At 73.0% G+C, this 5,365-nt stretch carries 4 protein-coding genes; 1 reads left to right on the forward strand and 3 read right to left on the reverse strand.

Annotation, left to right across the window (positions count from 1 at the left end; all coding sequences use genetic code 11):
• Positions 1-974 (reverse strand): NAD(P)-dependent oxidoreductase (locus tag Q1N79_RS21520; protein WP_300611697.1); only part of this gene is annotated, 974 nt, incomplete at its 3' end.
• 51 nt (positions 975-1,025) lie between these two features.
• Positions 1,026-3,359 carry an arylsulfatase gene (locus Q1N79_RS21525; protein WP_300611699.1) on the reverse strand — a complete coding sequence of 778 codons (2,334 nt, stop codon included), beginning with the start codon at positions 3,357-3,359 and terminating at the stop codon, positions 1,026-1,028.
• Between the two features lie 57 nt (positions 3,360-3,416).
• Between Q1N79_RS21525 and Q1N79_RS21530 the strand changes: the two genes are divergently transcribed.
• The gene (locus Q1N79_RS21530) at positions 3,417-4,601 is read left to right on the forward strand and encodes a YbhN family protein (protein WP_300611701.1); all 1,185 of its coding nucleotides are present in this window, start codon (positions 3,417-3,419) and stop codon (positions 4,599-4,601) included.
• Here the strand turns inward: Q1N79_RS21530 and Q1N79_RS21535 are convergent.
• The coding region (locus Q1N79_RS21535) for a hypothetical protein (RefSeq protein ID WP_300611703.1) at positions 4,530-5,365 on the reverse strand (836 nt) is incomplete at its 5' end. The genes Q1N79_RS21530 and Q1N79_RS21535 overlap by 72 nt on opposite strands.

Genomic DNA, 5,365 nt, shown 5'->3' on the forward strand with positions numbered 1-5,365 from the left:
GCGAGGTAGGCGGCGACGTCCTGCGCCATGCGCTGCCAGCAGGCGCGGAAGAGCTGCTCGGTGACGTACCCGATGTGCGGGGTGACGACGACGTTGTCCAGGGACCGGAACGGGTGATCGGCGGGGAGCGGCTCGCGGTCGAAGACGTCCAGGCCGGCGCCGGCGAGGTGACCCGAGCGGAGCGCCTCGACGAGGGCCTGCTCCTCGACGATCGGGCCGCGGGAGATGTTGACCACGATGGCGCCCCGCTTCATCTTCGCCAGGTCGGCGGCGCGCAGCGTGTTACGGGAGCGCTCGGAGAACACGAGGAAGACCCCGAGGACGTCGGCGGACGCGAGGAGCTCGTCCTTCGTGGCCCGCCGCACGCCCAGTTCGGCGCAGCGCCCGGCGGTGAGGTGCCGGCTCCAGGCGATGACGTCCATGCCGAGCGCCCTGGCGACCGGGACCATGGCGCCGCCGAGGTGGCCCGCGCCGAGCAGGCCAAGTGTCTTTCCGCCGAGCGGGATCGGGAACCCGGTCTGCCAGCCGCCGGCGCGGACGGCCCGGTCCTCGATGCCGGTCCGCTTCGCGACGGCGAAGATGAGCGCCCACGCCATCTCCGCCGGCGCGGGCAGGCCGGGCCCTGCCCCGTACCTGACCGGGCGCGGGCTGGCGGCCCGGTCGGTCTCGGCGGTGCCGCACAGCAGGATTCCGCGCTCGATCCGGGCCTCGTGGTCGATGACGTTGCTGGTCCGCCCGTTGCAGACGATCAGCTTCAGGTTGGGCAGGCTCTCGAGCACGGTCCGGGGAAAGCGCGCCCGCTGCTGGGTGATGACGACGATCTCGTAGCCGGACAGCTCGCCGGCGAGCCGCTCCGGCGCGATCGCCTCCCGGTAGACGGTGATCTCGGCGTCGCCGGGCAGCGCCGACCAGTCGCCGTACTCCAGGGCGACGCCGGTGTAGTCGTCGAGGATCGCTATCTTCCTTACGCCCATGGGACTTCCAGTCGATGTGGCATGTGCCGATTGTCGCACCGCGCGGAACAGTCACTGTTCGGACAGGATGGCGGCCACCTCTGCCAGCACGTCGCGCACCACCGGTCCGGTCGTCTCGATCACGGCGCGGCGAATCGTTCCCGCGAAGGGGAAGGGTGCCGCATAGCCGGTGCCAACGGCGGGCCCCCACTCGTAACCGCAGGTGAGCCCCGCGCCGACACCGTTGAACTCGGCCGGCGTGAACACCGGGATCGTGCCGCGGCCCACGTCCCGCCCGTCGCAGCGCAGCACCCCGGTGCCGCCGAGGCCCGCATCCTTGGTGAAGGCGTACTCGATCCGGTGCTCTCCGGGCCCCACCGCCTCGTCGGACTCGATCACATGGCGTTCGCTGCCGTACAGGTTGTGCACGTAGCGGATCTTCGCGCCGAGGATGAGCAGCGACCACCCGCCGAGCGCCGATCCCTGGGCCAGCAGCACCCCGTCCGTCGCCCCGGCGCCGCGGATGGTCACGTCGACGATGATCGCGTGCGAGCGGTTCCGCACGTTCGCCGCCGCGGACTCGGGCACCTGCGCGCGGCCAGGGAAGTACCGGAAACGATCCCCGGTCCTGTGCCGATCGTGCTTGAGCTGGGCGACCGCCCACAGGACCCGGTTGTCCAGCGGGAGCACCTGGTTGCGGCTGGCTTCCTGCCACCACAGCCCGGTGAGCTCGCGCACCAGGTCCGGGCGCTGCCCGGCGAGGTCGGCGGACTCCGACGGATCCTCGGCGACGTGGTACAGCTCCCAGACATCCTCGTCGAACGGCGCGTTCCAATCCTGGTCGTCATAGAGGGGCCCGACCGGGTGGAAGGTCACGGCCTTCCAGCCCTGGTGGTAGATCGCCCGGGAGCCGAACATCTCGAAGTACTGCGTCTCGTGCCGTTCCCTGGCGGTCTGGGTGCCCGGCGGGAGCAGGTAGCCGAAGCTGACCCCGTCCAGGCCGGCCTGCGCCACGCCGTCGATCTGGGCGGGCAGCTCGATGCCCGCGAGCTCGGCAAGCGTCGGCACGATGTCGATGGCATGGGTGAACTGGCGGCGGATGCCGCCGGGCTCGACCGGGCCGGCCGGCCAGCAGATGATGCACGGGTCGGCGACCCCGCCCTGGTGGACCTCGCGCTTCCAGCGCCGGAACGGGGTGTTCCCGGCCATGGTCCAGCCCCACGGATAGTTGTTGTGCGTGAGCGGCCCGCCGATCTCGTCCAGCCGCGCGAACATCTCCTGCGTCCCGGCCGGGTCCATGTTCAGCAGCCGCACGTCGTTGATCGACCCGGTGGCGCCGCCCTCGGAGCTTGCGCCGTTGTCGGAGACCACCACGACGATCGTGTTGTCCGCCTCGCCCAGGTCCGCGAGGAACCCGAGCACCCGGGCGACCTGCTCGTCGGCGTGGGACAGGAAGCCGGCGAAGCATTCCATGAAGCGCGCCGCGACCGCCTGTTCCCGGTCGTCCAGGCTGTCCCAGGCGGGAACCCAGTCGGGCCGCTTGGACAGCACGGCCGACTCGGGGAAGAGGCCGGCCGCGCGCTGGCGGGCGAAGACCTGCTCCCGCCACGCGTCCCAGCCGAGGCCGAACCGGCCGCGGTAGTGCTCGCGCCAGCGCGCCGGGGGCTGGTGCGGTGAGTGGCACGCGCCGGTGGCGAAGTACAGGAAGAACGGCTTGCCCGGGGCGGCCTCGGCCGCCCGCAGGTCCGACAGGAACTCGATCGCGCGGTCGGCCAGGTCCTCGGTGAGGTGGTAGCCGTCCTCGACGGACGCGGGCGGCCTGGCCGCGTGGTTGTCGTGATAGAGCGCGGGGACGAACTGGTGCGTCTCGCCGCCGTGAAAGCCGTACCAGCGGTCGAACCCGCGGGCCAGCGGCCAGGTGGCGCGCGACGCTGCCATGCTGATCTCGCTCTCGGGGGTCAGGTGCCACTTGCCGACGGCGTAGGTGGCGTACCCGTTGGCGCGCAGGATCTCGGACAGGTAGCCGTTCTCCCGCGGCGGCCTGCCCCAGTAGCCGGGGAACCCGACGGCCAGCTCGGCGACCCGCCCCATGCCGCTGCGGTGATGGTTGCGGCCGGTCAGCAGGCACGCGCGGGTCGGCGAGCACAGCGAGGTGGTGTGGAAGTTCGCGAGCCGCACGCCGCGGGCGGCCAGGCCGTCGAACGTCGGCGTCTCGATGTCCGAGCCGTAGCAGCCGAGCTGGGCGTAGCCGACATCGTCGAGCACCACGACAACGATGTTCGGCGCCCCGTCCGGGGGCGCGGGCCGCGGCGGCCACCACGGCTCGGAGTCCCGCCAGTCCCGGCCGATGCGCCCGCCGAAGCGGGACTGCCCGGGGGGACGAAACCCCGGCGATGATGCTCCCATGGGGGGTCCCGTCCTCTCCCAGATTTCCTGCCTGTTAGGTAACTTACGGTGGTGAGTATGCTCCACCCTCCGGCCAGCCGCGGGGTCAGGGAAGTGCTCCGCTACGTGCTCGGCCTTGGGGTGGGGGCGGTGGTCCTGCTGCTGCTCGCCGGCAAGCGGGGCGACCTGGCGGCCGCGGTGCGCCAGCTCGGCCACGTCAATGCCGTCTGGCTGGCGGCCGCCGTGGCGGCCGAGACGATGTCGCTGTGGACGTTCGCCTGCCTGCAGCACCGGGTCCTGCGCCTGGGCGGCGCCGTCATCCCGGCGCCGGGCCTGATGATCTTGAGCCTGGCCAACGACGCCATCGCGAACACGGCACCTGGAGAGCCGGTGGTCTCCAGCGCCTACCGCTACCGCTACTACCGGCGGCACGAGGTGAGCGGGGCGGCGGCGGGCTGGACCGTGTTCACGGTGCTGATCGCCCAGACGATCGGGATGTCGCTGCTGATGCTGGCCGGCGTCGTCGTGGCGCTGGCGGGCGCCGCGAGCGCCACCGACGCGGGCGTCACTGTCGTCGGCCTGGCCATCGTGGCCGCGGCGATCGCGGTACTCGTGCGACGTGACGTGTTGCTGCGGCTGGCCGGAGCCCTGGTGCGCGCTGTGCGGCGGGTCACCGGGCATCCGCGGGGCAGCGTCGGGGCACGCGTCGACGCGACGCTGGCGCGGATGCGAGAGATCCCGCTGGGCACCTGGCCGACCGTTCGGCTCGTCGCGCTCGGCACCGGGCTGTGGTTCTTCGACTTCCTGTGCCTGGTCTGCGCCTTCGGGGCGGTGCATGCCAGCATCCCCTGGTACGGCGTCCTCCTGGCGTACGGGGCGGCCCAGGTCGCGGGTTCCCTTCCGATAGTCCCCGGCGGCCTTGGCATCGTGGAGGGCAGCCTGGCGGTGATCCTCACCGCCTACGGCGCGGGCCGGGTCCCCGCCGTTTCCGCGGCCCTGGCGTACCGCCTGGTGAGCTACTGGCTCATGATCGCCGTCGGCTGGGCCAGCTTCGGGGCGATCGCGTATAGCGCCCGGCGGCATGGATCCGTTCGCGACGGGCGCAGTGCGGCGGCTCCGCGCACGGAGCCCGGGCCGGTCTCATCCGGCCCGCTGCCACTGTGCGCCGGGGCAGATCGTGACGTGCGTTCGTTAGCAGGCCGTCCCGTGGCGCAGCAGCGCTGCCGTCGGCTGGCCGGCGAGCGGGCCGCCGCGGTCCGGTAGCTGCACGACGATCGCGTCCTGGTGCAACGCGGCCCAGACCAGGCCGTCCTCAAGCGGCACCTCGGTGCCGTCGCCGGAGTCGCCGGCGAGGAACTCGGTCGGGCGGCTCCCGATCCGGTAGCCAGCGCCGGCGGCGTCCCTGGAGATGTCGGCGGCCACCAGCAGGACGGCGACCTGCTGTGCGGCCAGTTGCCCGGCGACGGCGGCGACGCCGCGGACCGCGGTTGGCTCAGCGCCCACGGCCGACGAGGCGACCAGGTCCGCGACAGCGGCGATGGCCTCGGCGGTGATCTCGTCGAGGGCGGCGGCGATCTCGGCGCTGAGCCCGTCGTCGCCGTCCACGGGCACGGGACCTGACGCGATCGTGACGATCGGGCCCAGTGACTCAGGCAGGTGGCCCGAGACCGCGTCCAGGATGTGCTGATCGCCCGCGCCGAGGAGGATGTGCGCGCCCACGCTGGCCGCGGCCTCGGCCACGCGAGCGGCCGTGAACTCCTCGTTCCGCTCGCCGCCGCTTTCCGGCTCGGGACCGGTCACGTGCCGCTCTCCGTGGTGCTGCGCCGGGGGCCTGCCCGGATGGGGATCGGGCGGCGCGCCGGGACGGACGCCGACCGGGAACCGCCGGGCAGGCCGCTGATCCCCGGCGGCGTGGGCGACGGCGGCGGCACGGTCCCTGTCCGCTAGCAGCACCACATGGGCGGGGCGCCGCGCGGCCGCCGCGGCCACTTCCCGCAGGTGCGGCAGCGGCCCGGCCAGCACCGAGT

Origin of the sequence: Trebonia sp. (assembly GCF_030042015.1) — a bacterium.
Lineage (GTDB): Bacteria > Actinomycetota > Actinomycetes > Streptosporangiales > Streptosporangiaceae > Trebonia.

Excerpts from the sequence above, each read along its gene's own strand:
- Q1N79_RS21530 (WP_300611701.1), top strand. The coding sequence starts at position 3,417 with ATGCTCCACCCTCCGGCCAGCCGCGGGGTCAGGGAAGTGCTCCGCTAC.
- Q1N79_RS21525 (WP_300611699.1), bottom strand. The coding sequence starts at position 3,359 with ATGGGAGCATCATCGCCGGGGTTTCGTCCCCCCGGGCAGTCCCGCTTC.